Origin of the sequence: Nocardioides sp. Root122 (assembly GCF_001425025.1) — a bacterium.
Classification (GTDB): Bacteria; Actinomycetota; Actinomycetes; order Propionibacteriales; family Nocardioidaceae; genus Nocardioides.
Genome location: NZ_LMDE01000010.1, coordinates 564,428 through 582,515, shown reverse-complemented (window position 1 = coordinate 582,515; position 18,088 = coordinate 564,428). Strand labels below are relative to the sequence as shown.

21 protein-coding genes are annotated in these 18,088 nt (G+C 72.8%); 5 read left to right on the top strand and 16 right to left on the bottom strand.

Annotated features, from left to right (window positions below; translation table 11 throughout):
• Positions 1-2 precede the first annotated feature (2 nt).
• Positions 3-1,007, top strand: coding sequence for a magnesium/cobalt transporter CorA (gene corA, locus ASC64_RS11850; RefSeq protein ID WP_056907716.1), 1,005 nt, complete (start codon positions 3-5; stop codon positions 1,005-1,007).
• Complete coding sequence (locus ASC64_RS11845; protein ID WP_235563689.1) at positions 1,004-2,251, top strand: MFS transporter; 1,248 nt, start codon at positions 1,004-1,006, stop codon at positions 2,249-2,251. Before corA ends, ASC64_RS11845 begins: the two co-directional genes overlap by 4 nt.
• Here ASC64_RS11845 and ASC64_RS11840 read toward each other — a convergent pair.
• Positions 2,217-3,041: an undecaprenyl-diphosphate phosphatase gene (locus tag ASC64_RS11840; RefSeq protein WP_235563687.1), complete on the bottom strand. Its 825-nt coding sequence runs from the start codon at positions 3,039-3,041 to the stop codon at positions 2,217-2,219. The genes ASC64_RS11845 and ASC64_RS11840 overlap by 35 nt on opposite strands.
• 64 nt (positions 3,042-3,105) lie before the next feature.
• Between ASC64_RS11840 and ASC64_RS11835 the strand changes: the two genes are divergently transcribed.
• The 3 genes from ASC64_RS11835 (at position 3,106) to ASC64_RS11825 (ending at position 4,971) form a co-directional block, all read left to right on the top strand.
• Positions 3,106-4,053, top strand: coding sequence for an aldo/keto reductase (locus tag ASC64_RS11835; protein ID WP_056907714.1), 948 nt, complete (start codon positions 3,106-3,108; stop codon positions 4,051-4,053).
• A gap of 60 nt (positions 4,054-4,113) precedes the next feature.
• Positions 4,114-4,341, top strand: a complete 228-nt coding sequence (locus ASC64_RS11830; RefSeq protein WP_056907713.1) for a DUF5703 family protein — start codon at positions 4,114-4,116, stop codon at positions 4,339-4,341.
• A gap of 261 nt (positions 4,342-4,602) precedes the next feature.
• Positions 4,603-4,971, top strand: coding sequence for a hypothetical protein (locus ASC64_RS11825; RefSeq protein ID WP_156385151.1), 369 nt, complete (start codon positions 4,603-4,605; stop codon positions 4,969-4,971).
• A 9-nt stretch (positions 4,972-4,980) separates the two neighbouring features.
• Here the strand turns inward: ASC64_RS11825 and ASC64_RS11820 are convergent, their stop codons facing one another.
• From ASC64_RS11820 to mihF, 15 genes are all read right to left on the bottom strand, one after another.
• Positions 4,981-5,445: a DUF427 domain-containing protein gene (locus tag ASC64_RS11820; RefSeq protein WP_056907711.1), complete on the bottom strand. Its 465-nt coding sequence runs from the start codon at positions 5,443-5,445 to the stop codon at positions 4,981-4,983.
• A gap of 44 nt (positions 5,446-5,489) precedes the next feature.
• The gene (locus tag ASC64_RS11815) at positions 5,490-5,903 is read right to left on the bottom strand and encodes an MmcQ/YjbR family DNA-binding protein (protein WP_056907710.1); all 414 of its coding nucleotides are present in this window, start codon (positions 5,901-5,903) and stop codon (positions 5,490-5,492) included.
• Complete coding sequence (gene rpe, locus ASC64_RS11810) at positions 5,900-6,562, bottom strand: ribulose-phosphate 3-epimerase (RefSeq protein WP_056907709.1); 663 nt, start codon at positions 6,560-6,562, stop codon at positions 5,900-5,902. Before rpe ends, ASC64_RS11815 begins: the two co-directional genes overlap by 4 nt.
• Positions 6,563-6,601: 39 nt before the next feature.
• Positions 6,602-7,573, bottom strand: a complete 972-nt coding sequence (locus ASC64_RS11805) for a DNA polymerase domain-containing protein (RefSeq protein WP_056907708.1) — start codon at positions 7,571-7,573, stop codon at positions 6,602-6,604.
• A 59-nt stretch (positions 7,574-7,632) separates the two neighbouring features.
• Positions 7,633-8,613, bottom strand: a complete 981-nt coding sequence (locus ASC64_RS11800; RefSeq protein ID WP_156385150.1) for a hypothetical protein — start codon at positions 8,611-8,613, stop codon at positions 7,633-7,635.
• A gap of 147 nt (positions 8,614-8,760) precedes the next feature.
• Positions 8,761-10,083 carry an RsmB/NOP family class I SAM-dependent RNA methyltransferase gene (locus ASC64_RS11795; RefSeq protein ID WP_082550402.1) on the bottom strand — a complete coding sequence of 441 codons (1,323 nt, stop codon included), beginning with the start codon at positions 10,081-10,083 and terminating at the stop codon, positions 8,761-8,763.
• Positions 10,076-10,498 carry an MmcQ/YjbR family DNA-binding protein gene (locus tag ASC64_RS11790; protein WP_056907706.1) on the bottom strand — a complete coding sequence of 141 codons (423 nt, stop codon included), beginning with the start codon at positions 10,496-10,498 and terminating at the stop codon, positions 10,076-10,078. Before ASC64_RS11790 ends, ASC64_RS11795 begins: the two co-directional genes overlap by 8 nt.
• Entirely contained in the window at positions 10,495-11,433 is a 939-nt protein-coding gene (gene fmt, locus ASC64_RS11785; protein WP_056907705.1) for a methionyl-tRNA formyltransferase, read from the bottom strand. The genes ASC64_RS11790 and fmt overlap by 4 nt, the downstream gene beginning before the upstream one ends.
• Positions 11,433-11,978, bottom strand: a complete 546-nt coding sequence (def, locus tag ASC64_RS11780) for a peptide deformylase (RefSeq protein WP_056907704.1) — start codon at positions 11,976-11,978, stop codon at positions 11,433-11,435. The genes fmt and def overlap by 1 nt, the downstream gene beginning before the upstream one ends.
• A gap of 93 nt (positions 11,979-12,071) precedes the next feature.
• Positions 12,072-14,078: a primosomal protein N' gene (locus tag ASC64_RS11775; protein ID WP_162245798.1), complete on the bottom strand. Its 2,007-nt coding sequence runs from the start codon at positions 14,076-14,078 to the stop codon at positions 12,072-12,074.
• A 103-nt stretch (positions 14,079-14,181) separates the two neighbouring features.
• The gene (gene metK / locus ASC64_RS11770) at positions 14,182-15,384 is read right to left on the bottom strand and encodes a methionine adenosyltransferase (protein WP_056907703.1); all 1,203 of its coding nucleotides are present in this window, start codon (positions 15,382-15,384) and stop codon (positions 14,182-14,184) included.
• Positions 15,385-15,456: 72 nt separating this feature from the next.
• Positions 15,457-16,710: a bifunctional phosphopantothenoylcysteine decarboxylase/phosphopantothenate--cysteine ligase CoaBC gene (gene coaBC, locus ASC64_RS11765; protein WP_056907702.1), complete on the bottom strand. Its 1,254-nt coding sequence runs from the start codon at positions 16,708-16,710 to the stop codon at positions 15,457-15,459.
• Positions 16,711-16,722: 12 nt separating this feature from the next.
• Entirely contained in the window at positions 16,723-17,034 is a 312-nt protein-coding gene (gene rpoZ / locus ASC64_RS11760) for a DNA-directed RNA polymerase subunit omega (protein ID WP_056600245.1), read from the bottom strand.
• Between the two features lie 68 nt (positions 17,035-17,102).
• Positions 17,103-17,708: a guanylate kinase gene (gene gmk, locus ASC64_RS11755; protein ID WP_056907701.1), complete on the bottom strand. Its 606-nt coding sequence runs from the start codon at positions 17,706-17,708 to the stop codon at positions 17,103-17,105.
• On the bottom strand, positions 17,705-18,028 hold the full coding sequence (mihF, locus tag ASC64_RS22060; RefSeq protein WP_056907700.1) for an integration host factor, actinobacterial type: 324 nt from the start codon (positions 18,026-18,028) through the stop codon (positions 17,705-17,707). The genes gmk and mihF overlap by 4 nt, the downstream gene beginning before the upstream one ends.
• Positions 18,029-18,088: the final 60 nt, after the last annotated feature.

Here is an 18,088-nt window from a genome sequence, read left to right as displayed (position 1 = left end):
ACGTGATCGTCGACAACGCGCTCTACCACCGTGGTCAGCGGGTTCCGCTGGGCGACGGTGACGACCAGAGCCTCGGCGCCGCGCGCGTCCCGTGCGACCCCGGCGACTTCCAGTGGATCGGCATCCACGACCCGAGCTCGGAGGAGCTCGACCTCATCGCACGCACCTTCGACCTGCACCCGCTGGCCGTCGAGGACGCCGGTGACTCCCACCAGCGGCCCAAGCTCGAGCACTACGGCGACACGCTCTTCCTGGTGCTCAAGACCCTCTGGTACGTCGATGCCCACGATGCGGTCGAGACCGGTGAGATCAACGTGTTCATCGGGAGCGACTTCGTCGTCACCGTCCGGCACGGCGAGGGCATCGACCTCGCGGACTCGCGCCGCGACCTCGAGCGTCGAGCCCAGGTGCTCGAGCACGGGCCGATGGGAGTGATGTACGCCATCTGCGACCGCGTGGTCGACGAGTACGAACGGGTGGGCGCGGCGCTCGAGGAGGACGTCGACGAGGTCGAGGAGTCGGTCTTCTCCCCCGCCCGCACCGACGACTCGACGCGGATCTACGTCCTCAAGCGCGAGATCGCGGAGGTCCGGCGCGCGGTGATGCCGCTGCGCGAGCCAATGCGGAGGTTCTCCCTGCACTCCGACACCGTGCCGACCATCCGGACGCCCATCCCGATCACGGCCGAGACCGCGACCTACTTCCGTGACGTGGCCGACCACCTCCAGCGCGTCTCGGAGGTGATCGACAGCCTCGACCAGCTGCTCTCCACGGCCTTCGACGGTCACCTGGCCCGGATCTCGGTCCAGCAGAACGAGGACATGCGCAAGATCTCCGCGGGGGCCGCACTCGTGGTCGTGCCGACGCTGATCGCGGGCGTCTACGGCATGAACTTCGACCACATGCCCGAGCTGCACTGGACCTACGGCTACCCGTTCGCGATCATCCTGATGATCGGCGTGGCCGTGGGGTTGTTCGCCTCGTTCAAGAAGTCCGGGTGGCTGTGAGCGGTCCCCCCACCACCCGGCCCGCGCCCCCGGCCTGGCGGGTGGTGTGGTGGTTCGGCTTCGTCAGCCTGGCCGCCGACATGGTCTACGAGGGTGCGCGCTCGGTCTACGGCCCATTGTTGGCCGCGCTAGGCGCCTCCGCCGTCGTGGTCGGCCTGGTCACCGGCGCCGGCGAGGCGGTGGCGCTGGTGCTGCGGCTGGCGTTCGGCCCGATCGCGGACCGCACCGGGCGCTACTGGTCGCTGACCATCATCGGCTACGGCCTGACCGCGGTGTGCGTGCCGCTGCTGGCGCTCGCGCCACGGCTCGGGGCGGCGGGCATCGCCTTCGCCGCGACCATGATCCTGCTCGAACGCCTCGGCAAGGCGGTGCGCTCGCCCTCCAAGTCAGCGCTCCTCGCACACGTCGCGGCAGCAGTGGGCCGCGGCCGCGGCTTCGGCGTGCACAAGGCGCTGGACCAGGTCGGCGCCTTCTCCGGGCCCCTGGTCGTCGCGGGTGTCGTCGCGGTCGCCTCGATCTGGTGGGGCATGGCCGTCCTCGCCGTCCCGGGCGCCATCGCCATGGTCCTGCTGCTCACCCTGCGCCGTCGGGTGCCCGACCCCGGCGTGTACGACGAGCAGCCCGAGCCCGCCGCGGCCGCGCCGGGCGAGCGGCGCGGCTGGTGGGCCGACGCCGTCGGTGCGGGACTGTCCGGCGACTTCTTCCGCTACGCCATCGCTGCCTCGCTCACCACCGGAGCGCTCGTGACGTTCGGGATCATCGGCTACCACCTCAACGTCGAGGGACTGGTGCCCGTGGCGGCCGTCCCGGTCGTCTACGCCGCGGCCATGGCGGTCGAGGCGCTCGCGGCGCTCGCGATCGGGTCGGTCTACGACCGCACGGGGGCACGCGTCCTGCTGCTGGTGCCGGTGCTGGTCGCCGTCGTGCCCGCACTCGCGCTCTCCTCGGCGCTCACGGCGGTGCTCGCCGGCGTGGTCGCGTGGGGCTTCGCCCAGGGCGTGCAGGACTCGACGATCAAGGCCGTGGTGGCCGACCTGGTCGAGGCACCACGCCGCGCCACGGCCTACGGCGTCTTCGCGGGCATCCAGGGCATGTTCGCCATCGTCGGTGGCGTCGGCGCGGGGTGGCTCTACGAGCGGTCGCTGCTCGCGCTGGTCGTCGTCGTGGCGCTCACGCAGGTGATGGCGCTCGCGCTGCTGGCCGACACGTTCAGGCGCTCAGCACGCCTGCGCCGAGCAGGATGAGCGTGCCGGCACCGAGCACGATCCGGTAGACGACGAACGGCGTGTAGGACCGGGTGCTGACGTAGCGCAGCAGCCAGGCGATGGCGGCGTACCCCACCACGAACGACACCACGGTGGCGGTGACCGTCGGCCCCCAGCCGAAGTCGTTGTGCCCGTGCGGGATCTCCTTGAGCTCGAACAATCCCGCGCCGACCACCGCCGGGATGGCGAGGAGGAAGGCGAATCGGGTGGCGGCCTCGCGCTCGAAGCCGAGGAAGCGACCCATCGAGATCGTGGCGCCGGAGCGGGAGACGCCGGGGATCAGCGCGAGCGCCTGTGCGGCGCCCATCAGGACCGCATCCTTGAGCGTGATCTTCGTGATCGCCCGGTCGGTGCGCCCGACGCGGTCGGCGATGCCGAGCACGATGCCGAGCACGATGAGCGTGCACCCGATGATCCAGAGGTTGCGGAAGTCGCGCTCGATGATGTCCTTCAGCAGCACGCCGAGCACCACGATGGGCAGCGACCCGACGATGATGAACCAGCCCATCCGGGCGTCGAGCGTGCCGCGGAGCTCGGGCCGGAAGAGCGAGCGCACCCACGCGCTGCCGATCCGCCAGATGTCCTTGCGGAAGTAGATGAGCACGGCCAGCTCGGTGCCGATCTGGATCACCGCGGTGAAGGCCGCGCCCGGGTCGCCCCAGCCGAACAGCTCGGGGAAGATGCGCAGGTGCGCGCTGCTCGAGATCGGGAGGAACTCGGTCAGCCCCTGGATGACGCCGAGGACAACGGCCTTGAGGAGATCGATCACAGGGCAGGAGCCTACGGGCGCGTCCCCGCGTGTCGGTGCAGCCCCCGTGGCTACCCTCACGTGCATGCAGCAGCGAACGCTTGGCGCCACCGGTCTGAAGGTCTCCCGCCTCGGCCTCGGCACCATGACGTGGGGCCGTGACACCGACGAGCACGAGGCCCGCGACCAGCTCATCTCCTTCGCCGAGGCGGGTGGGACGCTGCTCGACACGGCGGCCGGCTACGGCGACGGCGCGAGCGAGGAGCTCATCGGCTCGCTCGTCGGCGACGTGGTCGCCCGCGACGAGATCGTGCTGGCCACCAAGGCCGGCATCTCGCGGCGTACGGGCGAGCGGGTCACCGACACCTCGCGCGGCACCCTCCTCTCGACGCTCGACGCCTCCCTCGCGCGGCTCGGCGTCGACCACGTCGACCTGTGGCAGGTGCACGTGTGGACCGACGAGACGCCCGTCGAGGAGACGCTGACGGCGCTCGACCTGGCCGTGTCCTCCGGCCGCGCCGCCTACGTCGGCATCTCCAACTACACCGGCTGGCAGACCGCCCAGGCCGCGACGTGGCAGCGGGCCGTGCCGGGACGCTTTCCTCTCGCCTCCACGCAGGTCGAGTACTCCCTGCTCAACCGCCAGGTCGAGCACGAGGTGGTGCCCGCCGCGCAGGCGCTCGGCCTCGGCGTGCTGCCCTGGTCGCCGCTGGGCCGGGGCGTGCTCACCGGCAAGTACCGCAGCGGTACGCCGTCGGACTCGCGCGCCGCGACCGAGCACTTCGCCCGTTTCGTCGGTGCCTACCTCGACGAGCGCGGCCGGGGCATCGTCGAGGCGGTGGCCCGGGCCGCCGACGGCCTCGGCTGGACACCGCTGGAGGTGGCGCTGGTCTGGGTCCGTGACCGGCCGGCCGTCACCGCGCCCATCGTCGGCGCCCGCACCGCCGCCCAGCTCAAGGGCGCCCTCGGCGTCGAGGAGCTGACCCTTCCCGCCGAGATCGTCGACGCCCTCGACGACGTGTCGGCGGACTGACGGACACTGGCAGCGAGAGACAGAGCCGGAGAGAGCCGGACCGGCAGACAAGGAGGACCGATGGCCCGTATCCAGCGTCGTCCCCCCGCACGGGGCGTCGAGTGGGAGTTCGAGACGCTCGTGCTGCCCAAGGACTTCTCCCGCAACGTCGTGACCCGGCTCCTGGTCGAGCGCGCCGAGCACGGCGGCTGGGAGCTGGACCGCCTGCGCATCGGCCACGACGGCAAGCGCCGCGTCGTGCTCCGCCGCAAGATCATCCGCCAGCGGCTCACCCTCTTCGCCGGCTGACCCCGTTTCCGGGGTAGTCCCCTACGTTCTGGACGCCGTTCTGGGGTAGTCCCTTACGTTCTGGACGCCGTTCCGGGGTAGTCCGCTACGTTCTGGACGCCCGGGCAGCCGTCGGGCGTGCGAAACGTAGGGGACTACCGAGGCCGTGGGTCGGGGACGACCGCCGATGGGGTCAGGACCCCATGGCGACCGACCGGCGCAGGTGCTCGACTCGAGGTGACGGGGTCGCCCGACCCCGGTGAGGGGACGACGTCGATGTCCATGCGACGCAAGCACAAGACCGAGCTCGGGATCGTGGAGCTGGCCGTCGACCCGGCGGACGTCGAGCGACGTACCTATCCGGTGCGGATCCGGCTCACCCGCCCCTTGACGCCGTGGGAGGTCGAGGGCCTGGCGGTGGTCGCTCCGGGCCTGCGCGCCGAGGGCGACGCGCTCGTCGTCCCGGACTCCCGGCTGGACGACGTCGCCCGCGAGCACGAGCAGTGGGTCGTGCGGCTGGAGCGCGCGCAGTCCATCGGTGACGAGCTCGAGGGCGAGAGCTGGGTGGCCGACCACCAGCGGGTGGACCGGCAGAGCCTGCACGGGTCGCACCTGCGCAGCCAGCAGTCCGACGACCGCGGCATGCACTGACCCACGGCCTCACCAGCCCGTGGTGCCCGGTGCCCCCTTGAACGGACCGGTCACCCGCGAGGTGATCCAGCCGCCGTAGAAGCTGCCCGGTTGGGGCTGCACGACCTCGCCGTCGACCGTGCACCGGTCCACACGACCCGGGTAGAGGGCAACGTGGTCGACCAGGGTCTCGAACCCCGTGCTCGGCCTGGGGTAGGTCCACGCCACGGCCTGCAGCACGTCGTCACCCACGACGAGGTCGTAGTAGGCCGCCTGGCCCTTCCACTCGCACCACGACGCCCCGTCGCCGAGCCGCAGCACGCCCGGAGCGAACGCGCCGGTGGGCAGGTAGTACGTCGGCGGGTGGCTCGTCTCGAGGACGCGCAGGCTCGCCGTGGCGTCGGCCACGACCACGCCTACGTGGGTCACCACGACGTGCTCGCTGCTGGGTTCCACCCGTGGTGGACGCGGGTAGTCCCACACCGACTCGGTCATCCCGCCAATGTACGCACCCGGGCCACGAGCACGCGGCTGGGACGTCAGGAGGTGAGGCTGCGTGACTCCAGCCACGCCCGCCCACGCCGGGCGGACGCCTGCGCGAGCCAGGCCTCCTCGACCACCTCGACCAGCTCGTCGCGCTCCAGCTCGCCCACCCGGGAGGCGCGCAGCAGCACCGACGGGTGGCCGTCGAAGTGCGCAGTCGTGAAGAACGGCAGCCGCTCGTCCTGGAGCAACGCCTGCTTGTCGCCCTCGGACGCCACCCAGAGGACGACCACGTCGTCGTAGCGCTCGCCCGTCTCGGGGTCCACTGCGTCGGGGCGCGGGGTGCGGAAGAAGACGAACGACTTGCCGCCCACCTGGTAGACGGGGTTCTTCTCGGGCCGGAGGACGGTGACGTACGGCATCGCGCGCGCGGTGGCGTGGATGTCGTCGACCCTCGCGCGCCGGCTCACCCCGCGGCGGCCTCCGCCGCAGCCCTGAGCTCGGCGACCATCGCGTCGGGGTCGTCCGCGGAGTAGACCGCGGAGCCCGCGACGAACACGTCGGCGCCGGCCTCGGCGCACCGCTCGATCGTCTCCAGCGACACGCCACCGTCGACCTGGAGCCACGTCTCGACCCCGTGCTTGCGCATCAGCGCGCGGGTGGTCCGGATCTTGGGCAGGCACAGGTCGAGGAACTTCTGCCCGCCGAAACCGGGCTCGACGGTCATCAGCAGCACCATGTCGAGCTCGGGCAGCAGCGCCTCGTAGGGCTCGATCGGCGTGGCCGGCTTCAGCGCCATCGACGCCCGGGCGCCCTGGGCACGGATCTCCCGCGCCAGCCGCACCGGGGCCTTGGCGGCCTCGGCGTGGAAGGTCACCGACCCGCAGCCCGCCTCGGCGTAGGCCGGCGCCCACCGGTCGGCGTCCTCGATCATCAGGTGCGCGTCGAGCGGCTGGCTCGCGTGCTTGCTCAGTGCCTCGATGACCGGCAGCCCGAGCGTCAGGTTGGGCACGAAGTGGTTGTCCATCACGTCGACGTGGACCCAGTCGGCGCTCGGGATGCGCGCGACCTCGTCGGCCAGGCGCGACAGGTCGGCGTTGAGGATGCTCGGCGTGATCTGGATGCCCACGGGTCGATCCTAGGGACTCGCCCGGGCCGGGCGAGCGCCCTACCCCTCCTCCGGCTCCGGCGGCGCTTCCTCGCCCTCGGCCTCGTCGCGGTCGGCCCACTCGAGGAGCGGCGCGATGGAGAACGGGTGCTCGTCGATGTCGGCGTGCAGGTCGCCGAGGTCGGCGTAGCGCTCCGGCATGGTGAAGAGCGTGAAGTCGTCGGGGGTGCAGGCGTCGACCTCGTCCCACCGGATCGGCGCCGACACGCGCGCCGCGGGGACGCCACGCACGCTGTAGGCCGCGGCGATCGTGTGGTCGCGAGCGTTCTGGTTGTAGTCGACGAACAGCTGCGCAGGGTCGCGGTCCTTGCGCCACCAGGCGGTCGTCACCTCTCCCCCGGCCCGGCGCTCCACCTCGCGGGCGAATGCCAGCGCGCCACGTCGTACGTCCGGGAAGCCGTGGTCGGGCGGGATCCTGACGTAGACGTGCATGCCCGAGCCGCCACTGGTCTTGGGGAAGCCGACCGCGCCGAGCTCGTCGAGCACCTCGTGGGCGACGTGCGCGACCCGCTGGACGGTGGACCAGTCGCACTCCGGCCCGGGGTCGAGGTCGATGCGCCACTCGTCGGGCTTCTCGGTATCGTGGCGTCGGCTGTTCCACGGGTGGAACTCGACGGTCGACATCTGCACCGCCCAGATCACGCTGCCCAGCTCGGTGACGCAGAGCTCGTCCGCGGTGCGCTTCCACCGCGGGAAGAACAGCTGGACGGTCTCGACCCAGTCGGGGGCGCCCGCCGGCAGCCGCTTCTGGTGGACCTTGTCGCCGGCCAGGCCCTTGGGGAAGCGGTGCAGCATGCAGGGGCGCTCGAACAGTGCGTTGACGATGCCGTCGCCCACCGACAGGTAGTACTCGACCAGGTCGAGCTTGGTCGCCGCGGGCCGGCCCTCGAAGGGCGGGAAGTAGACGCGGTCCGGGTTGGTGACCTTGACGACGCGTCCCTCGACCTCGATCTCGGTGAAGGGCGACGCCATGTCGGGGAGCCTAGCCGGGCGCGACGGGGCGTATCGAGGCCCCCGGCGCCGGGCGCGGGCTACTTCTCCGTGGCTGCGACCGGCTCGAGGGCGTCCGCGACGGTGACGGTGACCGCGCCCGACCAGCCCTCGTCGGCGTACTGGCTCTCGGGACGGTGCCAGCGGAACTCGGTGGTCTCCGTGACGGGTACGTCGACGCGCGCGACGCCGTCGGGACCGACGAGGACCGGGGCGTCGTCGGCACGCCAGGCGCCACCCGGGGTGCGCGACTCGAGGACGAGCGGGTCGCCGGTCGTACGGGCGTTGGGGTCGGTGACGCGCCCGGTGATCGTGACGGACTCCCCGGCGACGGCCTGCTCCCGGCTGACCGACACCGACGTGTCCAGCGCCACGCCCTCGAAGTCGAACGTCGAGCCGTCCCCGGAGACGGCGTCGAGGTTGAAGGCGCCGCCGTTGCACCCGAAGCCGGTGACCACGAGCCCCTGGCCGTCGCCGTGGGTCGCGGCGAACTCGCCCGTCGTCGCGGTGCCGCCCGGCTGGAGGGCTGCGTGCGAGGCGAGGTCGATGAGGGTCCAGTCGTAGGCGAGCTGGGCCGGGGACACCTGGGTCCACCCCCCGCTGGGCACGGACAGCGTCGTCGTGGCCAACCAGGCCGCTCCTGGGGGCGTGTCGGGCGTGACCACCACGACGTAGGACGTCCCGGTGCTGCCGCCGGTCGAGGCGACGGAGAAGCTCGGGTCGGCGGAGGCGAGGGAGTCGAAGAACACCACCGGTCCCGACGCGCTGCCGGGGCCGCCGGGCACCAGCCCGAGCGAGCGTCGTCCCATCGGCGCGTCGAAGGGCCCGAGGTTGAGCCGCGACGCCGGTGCCGTGCCGGGGGCGAAGAGGTCGGTGCAGTCGACGTAGGTCAGGTAGACCGAGGCGTCACCGGTGGCAGGCCCGGTGAGCGTCTGGACTCCGTCGGCCTGGGCGGGCGCCACCGGCAGGGTGCACACGAGCGCAACCGCAGCGACCGTCATGAGCGTGGACCGCAACCGCATGCTTCGTCTCTCTCCCCGTCGCACGACACGCCCCTCCGGTGCGCCGTGCTGCACCCATCATGCGCGGGTGCGGCGACGTTGGGAACAGGTGACACGGAGATGACCAATTCTTCGTACCCCTACGGGCGGAGGGGCCGGGTCGGGGCCTCAGGCGAGGGGCCGTCTGCGCAGCGTGGCGGCGAACATCGCGTCCGTGCCCTCGCGGTGCGGCCAGAGCTGGAAGCGCTCGACCTCGTCGGTGTCGCCCCGCCGGGCGAGGACCGCCGAGACGACCTCCGCGGTCTCCGCGAGCACCGGTGAGCAGGTGGCGTAGACGACCACGCCACCGGGACGCACCGAGTCGATCGCGACGTCGAGCAGCACCTCCTGGAGGCCGACGAGGACGGTCACGTCCTCGGGGCTGCGCCGCCAGCGCGACTCCGGACGCCGGCGCAGGGCCCCGAGACCGGTGCACGGTGCGTCGACGAGCACGCGGTCGAAGGTGCCCGGCACCCAGGCCGGTCGGGTGCCGTCGCCCGCCACCACGTCGACGGAGCTCGCCGGCACGGCCCGCAGCGCGGAGGCCACGAGGGCCGCCCGGTGCGGCTGTCGCTCGTTGGCCACCAGGTGCGCCCCTCGCTGGGCCGCGAGCGCGGCCAGCAGGGCCGCCTTGCCCCCGGGCCCCGCACAGAGGTCGAGCCAGCGTTGGTCGCGTCCCTCCAGGGCGGCGTCGGCCATCGCCAGCGCGACCAGCTGCGAGCCCTCGTCCTGCACCCCGGCCCGCCCCTCGGCCACCGCGGCGATCCCGGACGGGTCCCCGCCGGGCAGCACGGCACCGTAGGGCGAGCGCTCGCTGCGGACCGCCCCCGCCGCCTCGAGCTCCTCGACCTCGGCGAGCCCCGGCCTGGCCACCAGCGTCACGCGGGGAGCCGCGTTGTCGGCGGCCAGCAGTGCCTCGAGCTCGTCACCCTCGTCGCCGAGTGCCTCCGCGAGGGCGTCGACGACCCAGCGGGGGTGGGAGTGCGCCACCGCCAGGTGGCCGTGGAGGTCGACCGAGCGCTCCGGGGCCACCTCCGCCACCCAGCCCGCGACGTCGCGCGTCGCGACCTTGCGGAGCACCGCGTTGACCAGGCCAGACGGTCCCCTGCCGACCGTCGCCCGCACCAGGTCGACGCTCGTCGAGATCGCTGCGTGGTCGGGGACCCGCATGGACAGCAGCTGGTGCACGCCGAGCCGCAGCACGTCGCGCACCTCGGCCTGCAGGCGGGGCTTGGTCAGGCAGGCGTCGATCACGACGTCGTAGAGGCCCTGCATCCGGATCACTCCCGATGCGAGCTCCGTGGCCAGCGCGGCGTCGCGGCCCTCGAGGCGGTGCTTGCGCAGCACCTGGGGCAGCACGAGGTTGGCGTAGGCCTCGTCGACCCGGACCGCGGTGAGGACGTCGAGGGCCGCGCGGCGGGGACGGTCCACGGGACGGCGGCGCTCAGTCACCGAAGTGCTCCCGCACCAGCTTCTTGGGGGCCTTGGCCGCCCACGCCTCGGTGATCACCTCGACGAGCTCCTGCCGGCTCAGCTCGTCCAGCCGGGACTGCCGGACCAGCACGGCGTTGAAGCCCGTGAAGTGGTCGATGGTGAAGAACGGCGTGGCGTCGTCCTCGACGAGCGCGTGCTTGTCGGCCTCGGTCGGCGTCACGATCACCACCAGGTCGTCGTACATCTCCCCCGTCGTCGGGTCGACGGCGGTCTTGTGCGGCGCCCGGTAGAGCACGAACCCCTTGCCCTTGTCGCCGCGCGGCACCTTCCACGTGGGGCGGTCACCCCACGAGGTGCCGAGCTCGGTGCCGGGGAGGGAGGCGCAGATCTCGTCGACGTCCTCCGGGCTGGCCGGCCGGTCCGGGTCGCTCACGACGCCTCGTCACCGAGGCGCACGCCGGACTCCAGGCGTACGCCGCGCGCCCAGTCAGCCGCCGGCATCTGCTTCCGGCCGTTGGCCTTGACCTCGCCGAGCAGGAGCGGGGCGGTGGCGGTGCCGACGAGGACGGCGTTCTTGGTGACCTCCAGGACGCCGGGAGCGATGGGGGCGCGATCGGTGACGACGGTGACCGGACCGATCTTGATCCGCTCGCCCTCGAACGTGCTCCACGCGCCGGGCGCCGGGGTGCACGCCCGCACCTGGCGGTCCACGGCGACCGCCGGGTGGGTCCAGTCGATCCGCGCGTCGTCGACGAGGATCTTGGGAGCGAACGACACTCCGTCCTCGGGCTGCACCCGTGCCTCGAGCGTGCCGTCCTCGATGCCGTCGAGGGTCTGCACCAGCAGGCCGGCGCCGCCCTCGGCGAGCCGTGCGAGCAGGTCGCCGGCGGTGTCGGTGGGGCGGATCCGCTCGGTCATCACGCCGAAGACCGGGCCCGCGTCGAGCTCCTTGATGATCCGGAACGTCGTAGCCCCGGTCAGCTCGTCGCCGGCCCACAACGCGTGCTGGACGGGCGCGGCGCCCCGCCACGCGGGCAGCACCGAGAAGTGCAGGTTGATCCACCCGTGGGGCACGAGGTCGAGGGCGGACTGCGGCAGGAGGGCGCCGTAGGCCACCACCGGGCAGGCGTCGGGGCGCAGGTCCGACAGGGCCGCCTGGAAGTCGGGGTCGCGCGGGTGCTCGGGCTTCAGCACTGGTACGCCGAGCTCGTCGGCACGTTGCGCCACCGGGCTCGCGACGAGCTTGCGGCCGCGCCCGCTCGGGGCGTCGGGCCGGGTGACGACGCCGACCAGCTCGTGGCGGCTGGCGGCGACGGCCTCGAGCGCCGGCACGGCGACCTCGGGGGTGCCGGCGAAGACGAGGCGCATCAGCGGCCCAGCCCGAAGGTGCTGTGCGGGCTGACCCGCACCGTGGGCTTCTCCAGGCCGAACCAGTCGGACTCGCGGATCTCCTTCATGGCGGCCTTGCGAGCCTCGGTGTCGAGCTTGTCGATGAAGAGGATCCCGTCGAGGTGGTCGGTCTCGTGCTGCATGGCGCGCGCGAGCAGCTCGGAGGCCTCGATGCGCAGCGGCTCGCCGTGGACGTCGAAGCCGGTCGCCACGACGGACAACGCCCGGAGGCAGTCGTAGGTCAGCTCCGGGAGCGAGAGGCAGCCCTCGGCGCCGTCCTGGGTCTCGTCGGAGAGCTCCAGCGACGGGTTGACCAGGTGTCCGACCTCGCCCTGGACGTTCCAGGTGAAGACCCGCAGGCCAACCCCGATCTGGGGGGCCGCCAACCCGGCGCCGGGGGCGGCGAGCATGGTGTCGGTGAGGTCGGTGACGAGCCGCTCGAGCTCCTTGTCGAAGCTGTCGACCTCGATGGCGCGCTGGCGCAGGACGGGATCGCCGAAGAGGCGGATGGGCTGGACGGCCACGGATCTCCTTCAACCTGGGCGGGACCAGGTCGGACCTGGGGCGGACGGAACGCCCAAGTCTAGGGACGCTGCCCCTTCCGGGCGCACCCCCGGCTAGATGCTGAGGGGATCGACCTGGATCCGGACCGGGTCGAGCTTGCGGGCGGACCGCAGGCGCTGGAGGTCGCCGAGGGCCTGGGACAGCGCACCACCCTGCGCCCACGGCACCCGGAACAGCACGCGCTGCTCGTCGTCGACGGGGACCGGGCCGAGCACCTCGGCGCCCTCCGGGAGGTCGAGCAGGTGGAGCACGTCGTCGATGGCACCCAGATCGCCGGTCACCGTCGCCAGCCGCGCAGCCGGCGGCAGGTGGGCCTGGGCCCGCTCGTCGGCCTCCCGGACCGCGAAGCCGGCCGGGTCCCACCGCACGAGCGCCTGCAACGCGGGGTGGGCGGGGTCGCCCACTGCCACGACGTGGCCGCCCACCCGCACCAGGGCAGCGGCGTTGAGCCAGCGTCGCAACGCCTCCTCGGCCGCCCGCAGGTCGTCGCGGGCCAGGCTCAGCCACGTGTCGAGGACGACGACCGCGGCGTAGCCGCCCTCGGCGACCGGCTCGGCGCCCACGGTCGCGACGACGATGTCCGCGCGGGCGGTCACCCGGTCGACGACCCGCTCCCCGCTCGAGCTGCGCACCGTGGTGCCGGGGAACATCCGGCCCAGCTCCTCGGCCGTGCGGGCCTCACCCCGCACCGGTGCGCGGAGCCCACGTCCACCGCAGGTCGGGCACGCCCAGGCGCGCTCGACGTGGCCGCACCAGCGGCAGTGGGGCGGCTCGGCCGGGCCGCCGACCAGGAGGGGGCCGGTGCACACGGTGCAGCGCGCCGGCGCCCGGCACGTGTCGCACGCGAGCGAGGCGGCATAGCCGGCACGCGGGGTCTGGACCAGGACGGGCCCGGTCTCCAGGCCGCGGCGGATCGCGTCGTAGGCCGCGCGCGGCACGCGGGTGCCCACCGATCGGTCCTCGGCCGCCACCGCCTCCACGCGGACGCGTCGGCGCAGGACCTCGCGCGGGACCGCGAGCTCGTGGGCCCAGCCGGTCACCAAGAGCTGCTGGGCCTCGGGCGTGCGGGCGAATCCGCCGAACAACGCCGCGGTGGCCTGCTGCTCGGCCCGCGCGACGAGCACCTCTCGGGTGTGGGGGTACGGCGCGCGCGGCTCCGCGTGCAGGTCGTCGCCGTCGTCCCACAACGCGACCAGACCGAGGTCGTGGACGGGAGCGAAGGCTGCCGACCGGGTGCCGACGACCACCCGCCGTGCGCCCCGGGAGACGGCCAGGAAGTCGCGGTAGCGGCGGGCCGGGCCGCCGTCGGCGGTCAGGCACACGTGGTGGCCCTCCCCCAGCACCGCGGTCAGCGCCGCATCGACCCGAGCCACGTCGCGGCGGTCGGGGACGCACACCAGCGCGCCGCGGCCCGCGGCGTAGGTCGCGGCCACGGACTCGGCGACCATCGTCGGCCAGTCGTCGGCGGGGGCGGCCGACCACACGGCGCGGGGCGAGTCGCCCTGCGCGAGCCGGCGCAGGAAGGCGTCGGCGTGGGCGACGTGCGCCCACGCCGACGGAGCCGCACCGGCGAAGGAAGGCGCCGGCGGCGACTCCTCCTTCTCGGCGGCCGCGTGCCGCGGCGGGACGGCGAGGCGGAGGACGTCCGACCGGGCGCCGGCATAGCGCCGGGCGAGGGTCTCGCTGAGCCGGACGACCTCCGGGGCCAGGACCGGTTCGGCGCTCACCACCCGCCGCAGCGGCTGCAGGCGGCCCGTGTGGTCGGTCTCGGCGCCGCGCTCGACGATGAAGCCGTCGACGTCCTGGCCGGCGAAGCGCACCTTGACCCGTGCACCCGGCACCGCGGTGTCGGCCATCGCCCGCGGCACGGCGTAGTCGAACGGCCGGTCGAGGTGCGCGAGCGCGATGTCGACCAGCACCCGCGCAACGGGGTCGGTGTCGGCCGGCTCCCACGCGGCAGCCTTGCGCCGCCGGGTCGCCGCGGCCTTGGCCCGCGCATCGTCCACGGCAGCACGAAGCCCCGGGAGCATGTCTGCTTCCGGGGCCTCGTGCTCGCTCATGGCGGCGATTGTGTCAGCGGGCACCGACCGCCCTGCTCGACGGGCGCGCCTTGCCGTTTCAGTGAGAGCCTGACAAGACCGGCAGGGCGTACGCCGCCCGGGCTCAGATGCCCGCGGCGGCCTTGAGCTTGTCGGCGCGGTCGGTGGCCTCCCAGGTGAAGTCCGGCAGCTCGCGACCGAAGTGGCCGTAGGCGGACGTCTGGGCGTAGATCGGCCGCAGCAGGTCGAGGTCGCGGATGATGGCGGCCGGACGCAGGTCGAAGACCTCGAGCACGGCCTCCTGGATCCTCTCGTCGGGCACGACACCGGTGCCGAAGGTCTCGATGAAGACGCCGACGGGGGCGGCCTTGCCGATGGCATAGGCGACCTGGGCCTCGCAGCGGCGGGCCAGGCCGGCCGCGACGACGTTCTTGGCGACCCAGCGCATCGCGTAGGCCGCGGAGCGGTCGACCTTGGACGGGTCCTTGCCGGAGAACGCACCGCCGCCGTGGCGGGCCATGCCGCCGTAGGTGTCGACGATGATCTTGCGGCCGGTGAGGCCGGCGTCGCCCATCGGGCCGCCGATGACGAACGTGCCGGTCGGGTTGACCAGCATCCGGTAGCCGTCGGAGGGGATGGTGAAGGAGCTCAGCACGGGGTCGATGACGTGCTGCTTGATGTCGGCCTCGAGCCGGGCGTGCTCGACGTCGGCGTCGTGCTGGGTCGACAGCACGACCGTGTCGACGCGGACGGGGCGGTCGTCCTCGTCGTACTCGATGGTGACCTGGGTCTTGCCGTCCGGACGGAGGTAGGCGAGCGTGCCGTCCTTGCGGACCTCGGTCAGGCGCTGGGCGAGGCGCTGGGCGATGGTGATCGGCAGCGGCATCAGCTCGGGGGTGTCGTCGCAGGCGTAGCCGAACATCAGGCCCTGGTCGCCGGCACCGCGCTTGTCGAGCTCGTCGTCGGAGTCACCGACCCGGGACTCGTGACCGGCGTCCACACCGGCGGCGATGTCGGAGGACTGGGCGCCGATCGCGACCTGGACGCCGCACGAGTGGCCGTCGAAGCCCTTCTCCGAGGAGTCGTAGCCGATGTCGAGGATCGCCTTGCGGACGATGTCGGCGACCGGGGCGTAGGCACCGGTGCGGACCTCACCGGCCACCACGACGAGGCCGGTGGTCAGCAGCGTCTCGACGGCCACGCGCAGGTTGGCCTTGTCGGGGTCCGCCGCCATGAGGTGGTCGAGGACCGAGTCGCTGATGCGGTCGGCGATCTTGTCCGGGTGACCCTCGGTCACGGACTCAGAGGTAAAGAGGCGTCCAGCCACGTCGTCACTCGCTTCTTCAGTGGAACGGTTCGGTCAAAACGTACCTGCTGACCAGCATCCGGGACGCATGTCTCAGCCGACGAATCGTCGGACGACCTCGTCCCAGATGACGTGGGACAGCGCTGCCTTGCTCCCGTGGGGCACCTCGACCGAGCCGCCGTCCGCCCCGAGGATCACCGCCTCGTTGTCGCTGCTGCCGAAGACCGCTCCCCCGCTGACGTCGTTGACGACGAGCAGGTCGCAGCCCTTCCGGGCCAGCTTGGCGCGCCCCAGGTCGAGCACCGACCCGGTCGCGTCGCCGGTCTCCGCCGCGAACCCCACGACCACGGCACCCTCGCGGGCCCGGTCGTGCGAGATCTCGGCGAGGATGTCGGGGTTCTGCTCCAGCTCGATCGCCGGCGCGGTGCCGTCGTCGGCCTTCTTGATCTTGGCCTCGCTCACCGCGGTGGGCCGGAAGTCGGCGGGCGCCGCTGCCATCACCACGGCGTCGGCGGTCGCGATCGCTGCCACGACGGCCTCACGCAGCTGCGCGGTCGTCTCGACGCGTACGACGCTCACGCCGGCCGGGTCGGGCAGCGAGACGTTGGCGCTGACGAGCGTGACGTCGGCGCCGCGCGCGGCGGCGGCGCGGGCGAGGGCGTAGCCCTGCTGGCCCGAGGACCGGTTGCCGAGGAACCGGACCGGGTCGAGGTACTCGCGGGTGCCGCCGGCGGAGACGACCACCTTGCGGCCGGCGAGGTCGTGTCCCGCCGCACCGCGGTCGAGGACGCCGACGACGAGCTCGAAGATCTCGGCCGGGTCGGGCAGCCGGCCCTTGCCGGTGTCGGCGCCGGTCAGCCTGCCCTCGGCGGGCTCGATCACGATCGCGCCGCGCTGGCGCAGCGTCGCGACGTTGGCCTGGGTGGCCGGGTGCTCCCACATCTCGGTGTGCATCGCGGGCGCGAACACCACCGGGCAGCGCGCGGTGAGGAGCGTGTTGGTGAGCAGGTCGTCGGCGAGGCCGTGGGCGGCCTTGGCCAGCACGTCGGCGGTGGCCGGGGCCACCACGACCACGTCGGCGCTCTTGCCGATGTGGACGTGCGGCACCTCGTGCACGTCGGTCCACACCTCGGAGGAGACCGGCTTGCCGGACAGCGCCGCCCAGGTCGGCGCGCCGATGAACTGCAGCGCCGCGGCGGTGGGCACGACCGTGACGTCGTGCCCCGACTCGGAGAACCGGCGCAGCAGCTCGCAGGCCTTGTAGGCAGCGATCCCGCCGGAGACCCCGAGGACGACCCTTCGAGACGGTTGCTGCGCAACCTCCTCAGGGCGGCGCCTGTCAACCATGGAAGGCTCGCGTCACTCCGTGGCGTCGCCGGCAGCGGCCTCGGCGGCAGCGGCCTCGGCGGCGGGGTCGATGTCCTCGCAGGTCAGGAGGTCGTCGTTGATCTCGCGGAGCGCGATCGAGAGGGGCTTCTCCTGCACGTGGGTGTCGACCAGCGGGCCGACGTACTCGAGGAGGCCCTCACCGAGCTGGGAGTAGTAGGCGTTGATCTGGCGCGCACGCTGGGCGCTGTAGAGCACCAGCTTGTACTTGCTGTCGGTCTTGCTGAGCAGGTCGTCGATGGAGGGGTTGGTGACGCCCTCGGCGGCGATGGTGGGAGAAGCCACGGTCGCGTGCCTCGCTTCGTTTGATGGGGTGGTCGGGTGGGTCCTGCGCACGCCGGGAACCGGCGGACTCAGTCGAGCGACGAGTCTTCGCCCTGGACCGTCATCAAGGTTACCAACTCGTCAGCCGCAGCGTGAACTTCGTGGTTGACGATGGTCACGTCGAACTCCGACTCGGCGGCCAGCTCCTCGCGGGCGGTGGCCAGACGACGCTCGCGCTCGGCCTCGCCCTCGGTGCCGCGGCCGACGAGGCGGCGGACCAGCTCCTCCCACGACGGGGGCTTGAGGAAGACGAACAACGCCTCGGGCATCGTCTGGCGGACCTGACGCGCGCCCTGGAGGTCGATCTCGAGCATCGCCGGGTGGCCGGAGGCGAGGGCGAGCTCGACCGGGCCGCGAGGAGTGCCGTAGCGCGCGGCCTTGTGGACCACCGCCCACTCGAGCAGGTCACCCCGCTCGACCATCGCGTCGAACTCCTCGTCGGAGACGAACCAGTAGTGGACGCCGTTCTCCTCGCCCGGTCGGGGAGCACGGGTGGTGGCCGAGACGGAGATCCACACCTCGGGGTGCGTCTCGCGCACCGCGGCAGCCACCGTGCCCTTGCCGACCGCGGTGGGGCCGGCGAGCACGATCAGGCGGGAGCGGCGGTGGGGGTGGGTCCCTCCAGAGCCGCTCACGAGGCGTCGGGGCCGAACTCGCGCTCGAGCGCTGCGACCTGCTTGACGCCGAGGCCACGCACGCGACGGCTCTCGGCGATGCCCAGGCGCTGCATCACCTGGCGGGCGCGCACCCGGCCCAGGCCGGGCACCGACTGGAGCAGCTCGACGACGCGCATCTTGCCGATGACCTCGTTGGTCTGGCCCTCGTGCAGCACGTCGACGATGGAGCCGCCGGAGTTCTTGAGCCGGTTCTTCACCTCTGCCCGCTCGCGTCGGGAGGCCGCAGCCTTGTCGAGGGCTGCCTGGCGCTGCTCGGGCGTCAGAGGGGGCAAGGCCACGAAGGGATCCTTCTCAGGGTCTCGGGTGTGTCACGGTCCGGCTGGTGGTGGCTCAATCTA

Excerpts from the sequence above, each read along its gene's own strand:
- ASC64_RS11835 (WP_056907714.1), top strand. The coding sequence starts at position 3,106 with ATGCAGCAGCGAACGCTTGGCGCCACCGGTCTGAAGGTCTCCCGCCTC.
- ASC64_RS11830 (WP_056907713.1), top strand. The coding sequence starts at position 4,114 with ATGGCCCGTATCCAGCGTCGTCCCCCCGCACGGGGCGTCGAGTGGGAG.
- ASC64_RS11825 (WP_156385151.1), top strand. The coding sequence starts at position 4,603 with ATGCGACGCAAGCACAAGACCGAGCTCGGGATCGTGGAGCTGGCCGTC.
- ASC64_RS11820 (WP_056907711.1), bottom strand. The coding sequence starts at position 5,445 with ATGACCGAGTCGGTGTGGGACTACCCGCGTCCACCACGGGTGGAACCC.
- ASC64_RS11805 (WP_056907708.1), bottom strand. The coding sequence starts at position 7,573 with ATGGCGTCGCCCTTCACCGAGATCGAGGTCGAGGGACGCGTCGTCAAG.
- ASC64_RS11800 (WP_156385150.1), bottom strand. The coding sequence starts at position 8,613 with ATGCGGTTGCGGTCCACGCTCATGACGGTCGCTGCGGTTGCGCTCGTG.
- fmt (WP_056907705.1), bottom strand. The coding sequence starts at position 11,433 with ATGCGCCTCGTCTTCGCCGGCACCCCCGAGGTCGCCGTGCCGGCGCTC.
- ASC64_RS11775 (WP_162245798.1), bottom strand. The coding sequence starts at position 14,078 with ATGAGCGAGCACGAGGCCCCGGAAGCAGACATGCTCCCGGGGCTTCGT.
- coaBC (WP_056907702.1), bottom strand. The coding sequence starts at position 16,710 with ATGGTTGACAGGCGCCGCCCTGAGGAGGTTGCGCAGCAACCGTCTCGA.